The sequence below is a fragment of the Polaribacter porphyrae genome, assembly GCF_002954685.1.
GTDB classification, from domain to species: Bacteria; Bacteroidota; Bacteroidia; order Flavobacteriales; family Flavobacteriaceae; genus Polaribacter; species Polaribacter porphyrae.
The window spans coordinates 3,840,713-3,852,978 of the sequence record NZ_MSCN01000001.1 but is presented as its reverse complement, the minus strand read 5'-3'; the positions used below and the strand labels follow the sequence as shown (position 1 = coordinate 3,852,978).

General features: G+C 27.3%; 18 protein-coding genes and 1 tRNA gene. 8 read left to right on the top strand and 11 right to left on the bottom strand.

Features of this window, described 5'->3' with window-relative positions; all coding sequences use genetic code 11:
• Nucleotides 1–11: 11 nt before the first annotated feature.
• Nucleotides 12–1,058, bottom strand: a complete 1,047-nt coding sequence (locus tag BTO18_RS17210; RefSeq protein WP_105017415.1) for an SMP-30/gluconolactonase/LRE family protein — start codon at nt 1,056–1,058, stop codon at nt 12–14.
• A 220-nt stretch (nt 1,059–1,278) separates the two neighbouring features.
• Between BTO18_RS17210 and BTO18_RS17205 the strand changes: the two genes are divergently transcribed.
• Nucleotides 1,279–2,496 carry an MFS transporter gene (locus tag BTO18_RS17205; protein WP_105017414.1) on the top strand — a complete coding sequence of 406 codons (1,218 nt, stop codon included), beginning with the start codon at nt 1,279–1,281 and terminating at the stop codon, nt 2,494–2,496.
• Here the strand turns inward: BTO18_RS17205 and BTO18_RS17200 are convergent.
• Entirely contained in the window at nt 2,491–3,423 is a 933-nt protein-coding gene (locus tag BTO18_RS17200; protein WP_105017413.1) for a calcium/sodium antiporter, read from the bottom strand. The genes BTO18_RS17205 and BTO18_RS17200 overlap by 6 nt on opposite strands.
• 566 nt (nt 3,424–3,989) lie before the next feature.
• Between BTO18_RS17200 and BTO18_RS17195 the strand changes: the two genes are divergently transcribed.
• The 5 genes from BTO18_RS17195 to BTO18_RS17175 all read left to right on the top strand — a co-directional run bounded on the left by BTO18_RS17195 (nt 3,990) and on the right by BTO18_RS17175 (nt 6,021).
• A complete protein-coding gene (locus BTO18_RS17195; protein WP_105017412.1) occupies nt 3,990–4,142 on the top strand; it encodes an SsrA-binding protein in 153 nt (50 codons plus the stop codon).
• A gap of 12 nt (nt 4,143–4,154) precedes the next feature.
• A complete protein-coding gene (locus BTO18_RS17190; RefSeq protein ID WP_105017411.1) occupies nt 4,155–4,373 on the top strand; it encodes a DUF2007 domain-containing protein in 219 nt (72 codons plus the stop codon).
• Nucleotides 4,374–4,426: 53 nt separating this feature from the next.
• A tRNA-Arg gene (locus BTO18_RS17185) sits at nt 4,427–4,500 on the top strand.
• 371 nt (nt 4,501–4,871) lie between these two features.
• Complete coding sequence (locus tag BTO18_RS17180; protein WP_105017410.1) at nt 4,872–5,447, top strand: hypothetical protein; 576 nt, start codon at nt 4,872–4,874, stop codon at nt 5,445–5,447.
• 1 nt (nt 5,448) lies between these two features.
• Nucleotides 5,449–6,021, top strand: a complete 573-nt coding sequence (locus BTO18_RS17175) for a hypothetical protein (protein ID WP_105017409.1) — start codon at nt 5,449–5,451, stop codon at nt 6,019–6,021.
• Nucleotides 6,022–6,249: 228 nt separating this feature from the next.
• On the opposite strand, the gene BTO18_RS17170 is transcribed toward BTO18_RS17175, so the two are convergent.
• The 5 genes from BTO18_RS17170 to BTO18_RS17150 all read right to left on the bottom strand — a co-directional run bounded on the left by BTO18_RS17170 (nt 6,250) and on the right by BTO18_RS17150 (nt 9,059).
• A complete protein-coding gene (locus tag BTO18_RS17170) occupies nt 6,250–6,522 on the bottom strand; it encodes a hypothetical protein (protein WP_105017408.1) in 273 nt (90 codons plus the stop codon).
• A 3-nt stretch (nt 6,523–6,525) separates the two neighbouring features.
• On the bottom strand, nt 6,526–6,801 hold the full coding sequence (locus BTO18_RS17165) for an ATP-dependent Clp protease adaptor ClpS (protein ID WP_105017622.1): 276 nt from the start codon (nt 6,799–6,801) through the stop codon (nt 6,526–6,528).
• 16 nt (nt 6,802–6,817) lie between these two features.
• Nucleotides 6,818–7,660, bottom strand: a complete 843-nt coding sequence (gene prmA / locus BTO18_RS17160; protein WP_105017407.1) for a 50S ribosomal protein L11 methyltransferase — start codon at nt 7,658–7,660, stop codon at nt 6,818–6,820.
• 62 nt (nt 7,661–7,722) lie between these two features.
• Nucleotides 7,723–8,481 (bottom strand): triose-phosphate isomerase, encoded by a 759-nt coding sequence (tpiA, locus tag BTO18_RS17155; protein WP_105017406.1) that lies wholly within the window; start codon nt 8,479–8,481, stop codon nt 7,723–7,725.
• 83 nt (nt 8,482–8,564) lie between these two features.
• Complete coding sequence (locus tag BTO18_RS17150) at nt 8,565–9,059, bottom strand: TlpA family protein disulfide reductase (protein ID WP_105017405.1); 495 nt, start codon at nt 9,057–9,059, stop codon at nt 8,565–8,567.
• Nucleotides 9,060–9,152: 93 nt separating this feature from the next.
• Between BTO18_RS17150 and pyrF the strand changes: the two genes are divergently transcribed.
• Together pyrF and BTO18_RS17140 are read left to right on the top strand one after the other, a co-directional pair.
• Nucleotides 9,153–9,968, top strand: coding sequence for an orotidine-5'-phosphate decarboxylase (gene pyrF / locus BTO18_RS17145; protein WP_105017404.1), 816 nt, complete (start codon nt 9,153–9,155; stop codon nt 9,966–9,968).
• Nucleotides 9,965–10,777, top strand: coding sequence for an ABC transporter substrate-binding protein (locus BTO18_RS17140; protein WP_105017403.1), 813 nt, complete (start codon nt 9,965–9,967; stop codon nt 10,775–10,777). Before pyrF ends, BTO18_RS17140 begins: the two co-directional genes overlap by 4 nt.
• Here BTO18_RS17140 and BTO18_RS17135 read toward each other — a convergent pair.
• From BTO18_RS17135 to BTO18_RS17775, 4 genes are all read right to left on the bottom strand, one after another.
• Nucleotides 10,754–10,942, bottom strand: a complete 189-nt coding sequence (locus BTO18_RS17135; RefSeq protein WP_105017402.1) for a hypothetical protein — start codon at nt 10,940–10,942, stop codon at nt 10,754–10,756. The genes BTO18_RS17140 and BTO18_RS17135 overlap by 24 nt on opposite strands.
• A gap of 91 nt (nt 10,943–11,033) precedes the next feature.
• Complete coding sequence (locus BTO18_RS17130; RefSeq protein WP_105017401.1) at nt 11,034–11,225, bottom strand: hypothetical protein; 192 nt, start codon at nt 11,223–11,225, stop codon at nt 11,034–11,036.
• A gap of 107 nt (nt 11,226–11,332) precedes the next feature.
• Nucleotides 11,333–12,043, bottom strand: a complete 711-nt coding sequence (locus BTO18_RS17125) for a DUF4197 domain-containing protein (protein ID WP_105017621.1) — start codon at nt 12,041–12,043, stop codon at nt 11,333–11,335.
• A 56-nt stretch (nt 12,044–12,099) separates the two neighbouring features.
• The gene (locus BTO18_RS17775) at nt 12,100–12,264 is read right to left on the bottom strand and encodes a C1orf53 family protein (RefSeq protein ID WP_170063311.1); all 165 of its coding nucleotides are present in this window, start codon (nt 12,262–12,264) and stop codon (nt 12,100–12,102) included.
• Nucleotides 12,265–12,266: the final 2 nt, after the last annotated feature.

Sequence of the window (12,266 nt, the reverse complement as noted above, 5' to 3'; positions counted from 1 at the left end):
AAAATACCGAATTAGTTTCTTTTTTTTAAAATCAAAAAATGATTATCCATTACATTCCCTGTAAAAATTAAATCGTTAAAAGGAGCTGCAACTGTTGAGCCAGACATTTCAGAACCATCTTCCATATAAACTTGTTGAATAGAATAATCACCTTTATTTTTGTATTGTATTTTAATAATTTCAGATGGCGAATATTGTTTCTTTCCTTTTGCATAACTTGCAAAATGCAGCAAATTAGGGTGAGCGCCAATCCAAAGTTGATTGTTTTCATCAAGTTCTATATTATCAACTCCTGTTCCACAATCTATATCTTCTATAAAATCTAAAGTTCCATCTTCATTTTTTTTATACACTTTTATTAGGAATTTTCGAGGAGAAGCAACAAAAAGTAAATTTCTATTTGTATCAAAATTAATTCCATTTGCATAAGCAATTCCGTCTGCGACTTCAATATAATTTTCACCATCAAAATAAACAACGTTAGACATTGGTAACCCCAAATAATCTTCAAAAAGTCTTCCTAGTCCTTTTTTATATTTATGGTCGTTGGTAAAATAAAAACGATTCTCATCAATTAAAACAATATCATTTGGACTAAAAATCAAATCGTTTTTTAATGTTTTTTGATGTGTTAGTTTTTCATTAATTAGAGTAAAAAACTCAATGAATTCTCCTTCTAATGTATGGCTGATACTTGCAATTGTAGTAACACCATCTTTTTGAAAAATAGAGATTCCATGAGGTGCAAATGGTCTTTTAAAATCTTTGGTAAGGTGAATTGGTTTAAACCCATCTTTTTTTAAATCTATCAGATATAAACCTCCTATTTCTTGTTTTTCATTTGGGAGATGATTTCTTACTGTTGAAGAAATAATAGCAAAACTATCTTTTCTACTGATGGTAATGTCTTCTGCTCCTGGAATCTTTATTTTTTGAAGGATTTCTCCTTCAAATTTATTTTCTATAGTTCTAAAATAACCAGTACTTATAAAAATGTTAGCAACAAATAGTAATAGTAGAATTAGGACTGCATAAAAAAATCGTTTTTTAAATTTCATTTTTTAAAAATACAACTTTCAATTATTTTATGTAGTTTTACAACGTAAATAAAAGAAAAATGAGAACTGTCTTAACATGTATTACCCAAATTTCGTGGAAAAACCACAAAAATCGGTCTGTAATTCTGTTTTGATATCATCAATATAACACTAAATAGTAGAAAAGTCCGACTCAAAAAGTCGGACTTTTTATTTTTTAAAATCATTATACCAATTAAAAATGAAAAAGTTATTCAATAATTACATCAATACCTTTAAAGGACTTTCTATAGAAGTTTGGTGGTTATCATTAATCACTTTTATTAATAGAGCAGGTACAATGGTAATTCCTTTTCTTACAATTTATTTAAATGAAAGTCTTGATTTTACATTTAAAGAAATTGGCTGGATTATGCCTTTTTGGGGATTAGGTTCTGTAGTTGGCACATGGCTTGGAGGAAAATTAACTGATAAAATTGGTTATTATAAAGTAATGTTTACAAGTTTAATATTAACAGGAGTTTTCTTTTTTCTTCTTCAATATGTAAACACTATTATTGGGTTTTGCACTGGTATATTTTTAGTGATGTTAGTTGCTGATACTTTTAGACCAGCTATGTTTGTGGCTTTAAGTGCTTACAGTAAACCAGAAAATAAAACACGTTCTGTAACCCTTATTCGTTTAGCGATTAATTTAGGTTTTTCTGCTGGACCTGCTATTGGTGGTATAATTATTACCAGTATTGGATACTTTGCATTATTTTGGATTGATGGAATTACTTGTGTTTTAGCAGCAATTTTACTACTACAAGTTTTACATCCGAAAAAAGCAAAAGTATTGGATACTGTTAAAGTTGAAAACCCTGTATCTGTTTACAAAGACAAGGCATTTTGGGTGTTTTTTATAGCCATGTTTATTTTTGGGTTTACTTTTATGCAATATTTTTCTACTATGCCTTTGTATTATAAAGACGCTCGTTTTTTAACTGAATTTGAAATTGGTTTATTAATGGGTTTTAATGGGTTTTTTATTTTTCTTTTTGAAATGCCCTTGACTAAATGGCTAGAAAATAATGTTAATTCTAAAATACGATTAGTTACAACCGGCTTATTTTTAATAGCTATTAGTTTTATTGTATTAAATTTCACAAATTGGATAGGTATTTTAGCAATTGGAATATTACTCATGACAATTGGAGAAATGATTGCATTTCCGTTTTCTAATTCTTTTGCGATTGAAAGAGGTAAAAAAGGAAACCAAGGTGAGTATATGGCTATGTATGCTATTTCGTTTTCTTTAGCTAATATTTTCTGTCACTATTTTGGGATGCATATGATAGATAAATACGGTTTTGAATTTACTTGGAATGCAATGACAGCTTTTGCTTTTGTAGGAGTATTTATTTTGCTGATTTTATTGCAAATTCTCAAAAGAGAAAAAGCTCAACAAAATCTATAATGTTAAGTAGATAAAAGAGCAGTATCCTATGAGTAATAAAACACCGTCTTTAAAACTCAAAACATTTTTTTTTGGTAAAAAAACTAAAGGCAAAATAATGAATGATATTGCCAACATCCAATAAATATCATTTGTTAGCAATCGCTCATCTGAAACAGAAACAGGAGTTATAATTGAGGTAATACCTAATACAGCTAGGATATTAAAGATATTGGAGCCGATTAAATTACCTAAAGATATTGCTTTCTCCTTTTTTATAACTGCAATAATTGATGCAGCTAATTCAGGAATACTTGTACCAATAGAAACTAAAGTTACAGCAATAACACGTTCTGTAACACCAAAATCTATGGCTAAAGCAGTAGCTCCTTTTATCAGTAATTCAGAACCACCCCAAAGCCCAAATGCTCCAAGAATTAAATACATAGTTATTTTTAAACCTCTAACTGGTACTTCATCATCCTCTAACTCATCTAAATCTACCTTACTTTGAGTTTTTAAGAGATAAATTAAAAATGCTACTAAAAAGCCAAATAATAATACCCCTTCTATTCTAGAAATAACTTTATTGTTTGATAAAAAAAGAAATAACATCAAAGAAGCTATAATCATTACTGGCCAGTTGATTTTAGAAAAAGAAGCTTCAACATTCATTTTTCCAAAAAGGAGTGTAATTCCTAAAACAAGTCCTAAATTCGCAATGTTAGAGCCAATTACATTACCTAATGCTAAATCTGAAGATTCATTTAATGCAGCATTAATGCTAACTATTAGTTCTGGTGCAGAAGTTGCAAAAGAAACAACAGTCATACCAATAACAACTTTAGAGATATCAAGTTTTAATGATAAAGCAACCGCAGATTTCAGCAACCAGTTTCCACCAAAAACTAATAAAATTAAACCGCCAATAATTAGCAAAAAATTCATTTATTTTCTTTTTTACGAAGATACATTTTTTATCACTTTTTATTGATACTGAAAAATGAAAACTGTGTTTTAATACATTACAAATAATCGATTTCCCTTTACAAAACAAAAATCAACAAAAACCATCCTTTACATACTAACAATATTTACAATAAATATAAAAATTAATATTAATATGAAACTAAATTAAAGTATTTAATATTACACATTAAAACTAAATTTACTTTTTTAATTATATATTATAAATCACTTTAAAAGATAATAACATTATTATTTGGTAGAGGCAGTTCAATCATCATATATTGACAAAATAATTACGTAATTCACTTAATTTACTAACATTTAAAAACTATTTTACTATGATTATTGTTGCTTTAAAATTTATTAAATTTATTTCAGAAATCATTTATATCATTCTATTTTAAAAATATAAATGGGAATTATTGCCATAACTATTCATTCAAAATTGGTTATTAACAATTGAAAAAGAAACTACCAACCACAACAACTCATTTGAAAAAGTGAGTTGTTATTTTTCATTAAATTTGACGACTAATCAAACCGTAATGAAAAAACAATTTTTTAAAACATTAGCAAAAGTTAATAAATTCATCTTACCCTCTTTTACAAAAAGAGAACTCGATATTTCTAAAGCCTCAAAATTTCAATTAGCCATTATTGGTTGGAGAGCTTTTGTAACTATAAATTCACTTGATTAAAAACAACAGCTTATGGAGACATCATATACCAAAGTCTTTACCAATAGTACTATAATTGTGAAAAGACTTCAAAATATTTTAAATGAACGTAATATTCACAGTAGAGTAAAATCAGATAAATTGCCTGGTTATGAAATTACAAATTTTATTGATGAACTGTTTGTTTTAAATGAAGATTTAAACAAAGTACAACCAATTATTGAGCAATATGAAAAAGAAATAAATTTATAAAACCTTTTATTTTATAAATTAAAAAAATGCTACTATATTTGCACCCGCTAAATGGCCATGTGGCGCAACTGAATAGCGCATCTGATTACGGCTCAGAAGGTTGCAGGTTTGAATCCTGCCATGGTCACAAAACTCATCTTGTAAGATGAGTTTTTTTATTGTAATAAAACGTCTAAAATTTTTCCCTTATATAATTTAATTTTGATAAAATCTACACTTAACTATATTATAACATAAAATTATAGTTTATTTATTGATATTTTCTTTATATTTGATATTCATTTATCTCTAAATATATAGATAATTAGTAATTAAGTAAATCCTATTTCCCCCAATGATGGATAAAATAAAAGCTAATATTGTTTTTTCTTGTGTTAAAAATTTCTTTTTTAACATAATCCCCAATTTATACTTCTTAATAGATATAAAGCATTTATTCAATGGTTTAATTATATTCTACCATATACCTTTTTTGTTTAACCCCCAAAATAAAAAAGTATGAAAAAGTTAAGTTTAAAATCCAAACAAATTCTTTTTACAGTTAGTAATTTAGAAAAAAAACATAAGATAATTACTTATGCTTCACTTTTATTTTTAACGGTATCTACTTACTTTTTAAGAACTGAAAATCAAGAAATAAAAATTGATTTTGCAACACTTCAACAAAGGAATGCTAATCTTAAAAACAACATGATTCTTTTCAATAGAAATTATGAAGGTTTTCCTTTACCTGTTTGGCAAAAAGTAAAAAGAGGTGATAAGTTTATTATACAATACATTAATCCTATTTATGTAGATTTTTTTGGACATGATTTTAAATACAGCCAATACGAAATAATTGGTAAAACTAATTTTGATTTGTTTCCACGTTCAATTGCACAAATCTATTATGAAAATGATGTTACTGTATCAATTACCGGTAAAAAACTAGAGAGTACTGAAAAATTTAAAGACAAATCTGGTAAAACTCTTGATTTAAAAGTAATAAAATGGAGAGAGATTAAAGACAATCAAGACACTTTAATATATGGTATGGTAAAAGAAGTTATATTTCCTAACAAAAATACTAACTAAAATGAAAGCGTTAGTCTTAAAATCGAAACAACTCTTACTTACATTTTCTAGTTTAGAAAAAAATCATAAACTATTAACTTATATTTCTTTATTGATTCTTACTACTTCAACTTATTTTTTAAGGAATAACAGCGAAATACTTAAAATTAAATTTGCAGCACTCAAAGAAAGAAACAGAGGAGTGAAGCAAAGTATGTTAATTTTTAATAAAAATTATGAAAGTTTTCCTTTACCTGTTTGGCAAAAAGTAAAAAGGGGTGAGCAATTTATCTTGCAATATGTTAATAATGCTTTTGTAGAACAATTTGGACATTCTTTTGATAATGACAGATATAATTTAATAGGTAAAAATAATTTTGAAGCTTTTCCAAAAAAAATTGCGCAAAAGTATTATGAAAATGATATAGTAGTTTCAATTTCTGGAGGTTCTGTAGAGAGTTTTCCTCAATTTGTTGACAAAAACGGAATTACCCAAAATATAAAAGTCTTAAAATGGAGAGAAATAATAAAGAATAAAGACACGTTAGTATATGGAATGGTAAAAGAGGTTTTACCATTAAAAACAAACCAATAGAAAAGACCTTGAATTTATATTCAAGGCCTTTTCGTCTAACCAAACTTAGTATAAAAACTAACTACTACTATCTTTTTCTTTTTCTAAACGTTTATAACTTTAAAGTTTTCTAAACTGATTTTTAGATTATTCTTTATTTTTTTATTGCTTCCTATTTATTTGACACAATTAAACTTAATAAGTCACATCTTTTTTAAAAAATAAAAAAACTCAAGAAATTTCTTGAGTTTAGTTTAAATATTGTTTGATTGCTAATCTATGTTCTGGAATACTTTTATCGTAATTTTCTATAAGCATCTCTAGAATTTCTGGTGGTTTTACACCAATAGCTTTTTTAGACTCATATTTAGAAACATATAAATTATACGTTTCTTCTTTTTTTTCGAAGATTAAAAAATGGGTAGTATTTAATTCAGCATAAGAAATTTCATTTCCTGAAAAAATATCAGAATTATCTATGAAAAATGATGAAAACTCGTAGTATTTTAATACATTTTCCATGTATTAGACCAATTCTGCTGATAAACCTAGCTCTAATAATTTAGAACATCTTGGTTCTAAATCTTTGTATTCTCCAGATTTTACAGTGCATTTGCCTTTATAATGCACAAGAATAGTGCATTGTTCTGCTTGTTCTAAAGTATGATCGCAAACATTAACTAATGAGTCTATGACAAAATCAAAAGTATTTACTTCATCATTATGTAACACTATTTCATGTTGATGAGTTTCTTGCTCAAGCACATCAACCTCTTCCTGAATTTTTTCTTTCGTACTCATACTACAAAAATAATGATTATTTTTTACTCTTACCATATTTTAAAGCTACCCAATTATTTCTTTCAATAATTAATAGTTGTGATAGATTATTTTTAACAGCTTCACTTTCAATTAACGAAATATCTTCTTGATAAAACCCACTTAAAAGTAAAATACCATTGTTATTCAAACATTTGGCAAATACATTAATATCTGCTATTAAAATGTTTCTGTTAATATTGGCTATAATTACATCATAATTTTTATTTTCCAATAAACCAACATCTCCCTCTAAAACAGTAATATGTTTACAATTATTTTTACCTACATTTTCTATAGAGTTTTGATAACACCAATTATCAATATCAATGGCATCTATAGGTTTTGCTCCTTTCATTTCAGCAAAAATTGCTAAAATTCCTGTACCACATCCCATATCTAGCACTTTTTTATCAGTTAAATCTAAATTTAGAAGATGTTGAATCATCATGTGTGTAGTTTCATGATGTCCTGTACCAAAACTCATTTTTGGTTCTATTACGATATCATATTTTAAGTTTGGATTGTCATGAAAAGGAGCTCTAACACTTACTAAATTATCAACTTGAATTGGAGAAAAATTCTTTTCCCATTCTGCATTCCAATTGGTTTGAGCTACTTCCTTTTTACTATATTTAATATCAAACTCGTCTGAATTTAAAACAAAAACATCCTCTAAAATTGAAGCATTCCAATCTTGTTTTTGAATATAAGCAGTAACTCCATTTTCATTTTCAACAAAGCTTTCAAAACCAACGACACCCAATTCTGCTATCAAAATTTCTGTAGCAGGTTCTTTGGGTAAAATTGTAAAGTTGTATTCTATATAAATATTATCCATAAAAAAAACATCAAGATTAAAACCTTGATGCAAATTTATATTTTTAAAAAAGAATAACCCTTTTAAATAGCTTTAATAATTGCAGTAAAATCTTCCGCTTTTAAAGAAGCCCCACCAACTAAACCACCATCAACGTCTGGTTGAGAAAAAATTTCTTTTGCATTAGCTGGTTTTACACTACCTCCATATAAAATAGATACGTTATCAGCAATTTCTTTACTATATCTTTTTGCAATAGCATTTCTTATAAAAGAATGCATTTCTTGAGCTTGCTCTGGTGTTGCTGTTTCACCTGTACCAATAGCCCAAACTGGTTCGTAAGCAATGATTATGTTTTGCCAGTCAGCATCTTTTATGTGAAATAATCCATTTCTTATTTGGCTACCAACTTCTAATAGATAGTTATCAAGTTTTCTTTCTTCTAGCTTTTCGCCAATACAGAAAATCACTTCCATGTCATTTGCTAAAGCTGTATTTAATTTTGTAGCTAATAATTCATCATCTTCACCAAAATATTCTCTTCTTTCAGAGTGTCCTAAAATTACAGTGTTTACATCAATAGATTTAAGCATATCAGCAGAAATTTCTCCTGTATATGCTCCACTTTTTTCTTGATGCATATTTTGTGCTACAACTTCAATTTTAGAGTTTTCTGCTGCTTCATTTGCTATTGTTAAATTAACATAAGAAGGAGAAACTATAACTCTTGTATTATCTAATGGTAAATCTTTGATTGATGATTTTAAGTCGTTGATAAGAGATTTTGTCTCATTCTTACCATTATTCATCTTCCAATTACCTGCAACTATTTTTTGTCTCATTTTAATTCGCTTTAATTATAATTGCTAAATTAAGAAATGAATTTTAAAAATACTTTCAAAATAAAAATACTTACTACAACGTTTTATTTACTTTTTTCTAAAGCTTTTAAAAGGTCTTTATCAGTCACTTTTGTGGCTTTAAAAAGTTCTATTCCTCCTTTTTCATCAACAACTAAATATCTTGGAATCCACCCTAAACTGATAAAATCTACAAAATCACCTTCGTTTTGACCTTTAGGAAAATTGTATTGATCTCCTATTAAATTGTATTTTTTTACAGCTCTTTTCCATGATGGATTACTTCTATCTACGGATAAAAAAACATATTTAATTTTTGGAAACTTTTTTTGTAATTCTTTGAGTTCTGGGAAACCAACAATGCAATCTTTACACCATGAAGCCCAAACATCAATCAGAATTTTTTCTCCTTTATGTTTATACAAAACCTCTCTAAATGTCATTTTAGCATCATCTATTGTAAGCACCATGTCTTTTAAAGCTTCTTCCGAAAATTGTTTTGGATTATCAGAACAGCTTATTAGTAAGAAAATAGATAATATTAAAAAGATTTTTCTCATAAAGATTTTGTCTGTATATAGATTGATTACTTACAAAGATTGCAAAAATGCTTCTTAAAAATAAGTACTTTTGTATAACTTTAACTTTTAATAATGACAACAACACAGTTAGTTACTCAAATAAAGCAAAAAAAATCTTTTTTATGTATTGGTTTAGATGTTGATTTAAATAAAATTCCATCTCATCTTTTAGAGTTAGATGACCCAATTTTTGAGTTTAACAAAGCCATAATTGATGCCACACATCACTTATGTGTTGCATACAAACCAAACACAGCTTTTTATGAAGCTTATGGTATAAAGGGTTGGCAATCTTTAGAAAAAACAATTACATATTTGAATACCAATTACCCAGAAATCTTTACGATTGCTGACGCTAAAAGAGGAGATATTGGCAATACATCTACAATGTATGCCAAAGCATTTTTTGAGGATTTAGCTTTTGATTCGGTGACAGTTGCACCTTATATGGGTAAAGATTCTGTAGAACCTTTTTTAGCTTTTAAAGATAAACATACTATTATGCTTGCTTTGACCTCTAATGAAGGTGCTTTTGATTTTCAAACAAAAAAAGTTGACAAAAAAGAATTGTACATACAAGTTTTAGAAACCTCTAAAAATTGGAAAAATTCAGAAAGCTTAATGTACGTAGTTGGTGCTACAAAAGCTGAATATTTTGCTGAAATCAGAAAAATTATACCTAATTCTTTTTTATTAGTTCCTGGAGTTGGAGCACAAGGTGGTAATTTGCAAGATGTTTGTAAATATGGGTTATCAGAAAATATTGGCTTGTTAATTAATTCTTCAAGAGGAATTATTTATGCATCAAAAAATAAAGACTATGCATTAGCTGCTACTCAACAAGCAAAAAAATTGCAAGTTGAAATGGAAACAATTCTAAATAAATGAAACTTATAGATCAGATAGGTAATGAACTTTTACTCGATACTATTCCTAAAAGGATTATTTGTCTTGTACCAAGTATTAGTGAGTTACTAGTTGATTTGGGTTTGCAAAATGCTATTGTTGGTGTTACTAAATTCTGTGTTCATCCAAAATCATTAAGAAAAGAAAAGACTGTTGTAGGTGGAACAAAGAACATTTCAGTTGATAAAATAGCAAAACTAAAACCAGATATAATCATCTGCAATAAAGAAGAAAACACCAAAGAAATTGTTGCCAAATGCAAAGAAATAACAACTACTTATGTTTCTGATATTTATACTATTGCAGATACTTTACAGTTAATTCATGATTTTGGAAGACTTTTTTCTTGTGATGTTAAGGCTAAAACATTGATTCTAGAAATTCAACAAAAAAACAATGACTTTCTAGAATTTATTAGAGATAAAAAACCTAAAAGAGTGGCATATTTTATCTGGAAAAATCCATGGATGATAGCCGCGAACAAAACATTTATCAATCATCTTTTAGAAAATAATAATTTTGAAAACGTTTTTAAAGAAAGAATACGTTACCCTGAAATACAATTATCAGAATTAAAAGAAATACAAGATTTAGATTGTATATTTTTATCCTCTGAACCATATCCTTTTAAAGAAAAAGACCTTACAAGTTTACAAGAAGAGTTTAAAAATGTAGAAATAATTTTGGTTGATGGCGAATATTTTTCTTGGTATGGTACTCGATTATTATATGCTTTTAATTATTTTAAACAATTACATACCAGTTTATTAAATAGTAACTTCTCTATCTAAATAACTAACTTTATTTAATTTTTGCATAAGCTTCATTGCTTTAAAAGCTGCTAAATCACTTAAAGGCTCATCTAAAAACTTGTAGCTTTCAGAGATTTCGATTAGTCTAGAATATTGATTTTGTAAACGGTTCTTTAGGGTAGCAAATTGCTTTTTGTAGTACATAATATTAGGGGTTTTATTATGATATAAATATATGGTATTTTATATTACCAGATAAAATTCATTTTCATAAAGTCTTCTTAAAAGAATAAAGTTAATAAAGCGTAACTTCTCTATTTAAATAGCTAACTTGATTCAATTTTTCTAAAAGTTTCATTGCTTTAAAAGCTGCTAAATCACTTTTAGCTTCATCTTCAAACTTATAATCGTTCGATTTTTCAATTAACTTAAGATATCTTTCTTTAAGATGCCTTTTATAATTGTCTAGTTGGTTAATTGTGTACATAATATTTGGGGTAGTTGCTTACAGTAAATATAATAAAAAAAACGAAACAAAAAGAGAGGAGATTAAATTAATCTCCTCTTATTCAAATAAATAAATGTAAACTTATTTTATCTTTTATCTTGTAAAGCAAAAACTTGTTTTAATAAAGCTGTATTTCGTAAACCTACTTTTTCACGAATTCCTTTTTCTTCAACTTCAATCATCGTAAAAACTCCTTTTAAAGCTTCTGTAGTAACATACTTCGTTAAATCAGTATCCACTTTATTTACAAACGGAATTCTATTATACCTGCTTATTAAATTACTCCATATTTTGTCTGCACCTACTTTAGCAAAAGATTGATCAATTACTGGGCTAAAACTTTCATATAGTTTTTGTTCAGTTTTAGTTTGTAAGTAACTTGTAGCTGCATTTTTATCACCTAATAAAATATTTTTAGCGTCATTAAACGTAATTTCTTTAACTGCATCTATAAAAATTGGTGTTGCAGTTTGTACTGCATCTTCTGCAGCTCTATTTAGTACTTTAATACCTTCATCTGCCATATTGCTTAAACCAATTTTACGAAGTCCCTTATCTACAGCCTGTAATTCTTTTGGTAATACTATTTTAACCAATTCGTTTCTGTAAAAGCCATCTTTAGAAGTTAATTTAGAAACTTGATTTTTTATTCCATTATCTAAAGCCTGTCTCAACCCATTACCAATTTGCTCTTGACTCAAACTCCCTCCATTTGGCAGTTGACTCACTACTTTTTGTAATTCTGCACAACCTGCAAACTGAACTGCTATTACTAAAACTAATATTCTTTTTATCATTTTTATCGATTTATTTTCTTCTTTTTTTTGACCCAAAATTTAATGAAAAGTCACGTTTATTTGAAACTATCTGTTTTTTTATCATATCCATAAGGGCAATGTTTGCAACCACTTTTACAGCAATAACCACGCTTTAAATGGTATTTTTCTGTAAAAACTTTATAACCTTGTTCATTCGTATAAAAATCTTCAGGTTTTAATTCTATTCTTGGTTTAAACATAT

Bases quoted from the DNA above. Each gene is read 5' to 3' on its own strand.
- BTO18_RS17125 (WP_105017621.1), bottom strand. From the start codon at position 12,043: ATGATAAAAAGAATATTAGTTTTAGTAATAGCAGTTCAGTTTGCAGGT.
- BTO18_RS17210 (WP_105017415.1), bottom strand. From the start codon at position 1,058: ATGAAATTTAAAAAACGATTTTTTTATGCAGTCCTAATTCTACTATTA.
- BTO18_RS17190 (WP_105017411.1), top strand. From the start codon at position 4,155: ATGGAGACATCATATACCAAAGTCTTTACCAATAGTACTATAATTGTG.
- BTO18_RS17205 (WP_105017414.1), top strand. From the start codon at position 1,279: ATGAAAAAGTTATTCAATAATTACATCAATACCTTTAAAGGACTTTCT.
- BTO18_RS17135 (WP_105017402.1), bottom strand. From the start codon at position 10,942: ATGTACTACAAAAAGCAATTTGCTACCCTAAAGAACCGTTTACAAAAT.
- prmA (WP_105017407.1), bottom strand. From the start codon at position 7,660: ATGGATAATATTTATATAGAATACAACTTTACAATTTTACCCAAAGAA.
- BTO18_RS17165 (WP_105017622.1), bottom strand. From the start codon at position 6,801: ATGAGTACGAAAGAAAAAATTCAGGAAGAGGTTGATGTGCTTGAGCAA.
- BTO18_RS17150 (WP_105017405.1), bottom strand. From the start codon at position 9,059: ATGAGAAAAATCTTTTTAATATTATCTATTTTCTTACTAATAAGCTGT.
- BTO18_RS17130 (WP_105017401.1), bottom strand. From the start codon at position 11,225: ATGTACACAATTAACCAACTAGACAATTATAAAAGGCATCTTAAAGAA.
- pyrF (WP_105017404.1), top strand. From the start codon at position 9,153: ATGACAACAACACAGTTAGTTACTCAAATAAAGCAAAAAAAATCTTTT.
- tpiA (WP_105017406.1), bottom strand. From the start codon at position 8,481: ATGAGACAAAAAATAGTTGCAGGTAATTGGAAGATGAATAATGGTAAG.
- BTO18_RS17180 (WP_105017410.1), top strand. From the start codon at position 4,872: ATGAAAAAGTTAAGTTTAAAATCCAAACAAATTCTTTTTACAGTTAGT.
- BTO18_RS17195 (WP_105017412.1), top strand. From the start codon at position 3,990: ATGAAAAAACAATTTTTTAAAACATTAGCAAAAGTTAATAAATTCATC.
- BTO18_RS17170 (WP_105017408.1), bottom strand. From the start codon at position 6,522: ATGGAAAATGTATTAAAATACTACGAGTTTTCATCATTTTTCATAGAT.
- BTO18_RS17775 (WP_170063311.1), bottom strand. From the start codon at position 12,264: ATGTTTAAACCAAGAATAGAATTAAAACCTGAAGATTTTTATACGAAT.
- BTO18_RS17175 (WP_105017409.1), top strand. From the start codon at position 5,449: ATGAAAGCGTTAGTCTTAAAATCGAAACAACTCTTACTTACATTTTCT.
- BTO18_RS17200 (WP_105017413.1), bottom strand. From the start codon at position 3,423: ATGAATTTTTTGCTAATTATTGGCGGTTTAATTTTATTAGTTTTTGGT.
- BTO18_RS17140 (WP_105017403.1), top strand. From the start codon at position 9,965: ATGAAACTTATAGATCAGATAGGTAATGAACTTTTACTCGATACTATT.